This window comes from Falsiroseomonas selenitidurans (assembly GCF_012103215.1).
Classification (GTDB): Bacteria; Pseudomonadota; Alphaproteobacteria; order Acetobacterales; family Acetobacteraceae; genus Falsiroseomonas; species Falsiroseomonas selenitidurans.
This window is the reverse complement of record NZ_JAAVNE010000130.1, coordinates 1-910: the sequence shown is the minus strand read 5'-3', so window position 1 is coordinate 910 and position 910 is coordinate 1. Positions and strand designations below refer to the sequence as shown.

Sequence of the window (910 nt, the reverse complement as noted above, 5' to 3'; positions counted from 1 at the left end):
GGATTTCTGGCTCATCTTCACTCTCCTGGGGGTTACGATGAGCCAGAAATCCTCCGCTTCTCAACCACGCCGTTTTGTCTCAAGGGTGCTGACGTCGGACAGGGCCGGCGCACCACCTCGACCTCGGCCGCGCGCTGGCGCCGCTGCGCGGAGAGGGCGTGCTGGTCATCGGCAGCGGCAGCTTCACGCACAACCTGGAGGAGTTCTTCGGCCACGCGCCGAACGCCCCCGAGCCGGACTGGGTTGCGGAATTCGCCGACTGGATGGACGCCGCCCTGCTCGAGGGCCGGCTCGGCGACCTGCTGTGCTACCGCCACAAGGCGCCGCACGCGGTGCGCAACCACCCGACGGACGAGCACCTGCTGCCCCTTTTCGTGGCGCTCGGCGCCGCGGGCATGGCGGCCGCCACGGAGCGGCTCCATCGCAGCGCCTCCTACGGCGTGCTGCGGATGGATGCCTACGCCTTCCGATGAGCGCCGCCCGCGGCATGGTGGCCGCCGCGCGCGGCACGGCGCGGCAGCTGGTCGTGCTGCTGCACGGCGTCGGCGGCGATGCGGCCGGCATGGTGCCACTTGCCGAGACATGGGGCGAGGCGCTGCCCGGCCTGGCGACGCTGACGCTGGACGGCCCGGAGCCCTTCGACGGCGGCCCGGGCGGCCGGCAGTGGTTCAGCCTGCGCGGCATCACGCCGGAGGTGCGGCGACGCCGCGCCATGGACGCGCTGCCGGGCCTGCTGGCGCGGATCGAGGCGGAGCGCGCGGCACTCGGGCTCGACGAGGCCGCGGTGTCGCTGGCGGGCTTCAGCCAGGGCGCCATCATGGCGCTCGCCGCCGTGGCGCAGGGCTGGCGCGGGCGTTCCGTGATCGCGCTGGCCGGCCGGCTGCCGCTGGCGCCGCGGCGCGCCGCCGCG

Annotated in this window: 2 pseudogenes; both read left to right on the top strand. The window is 74.5% G+C overall.

What is annotated here, in order from left to right:
- Positions 1 to 119 precede the first annotated feature (119 nt).
- Positions 120 to 473, top strand: a pseudogene (locus HEQ75_RS27685) (DODA-type extradiol aromatic ring-opening family dioxygenase); the annotation flags it as partial.
- Positions 470 to 910: pseudogene (locus tag HEQ75_RS27680) on the top strand (phospholipase); the annotation flags it as partial. The pseudogenes HEQ75_RS27685 and HEQ75_RS27680, both read left to right, overlap by 4 nt.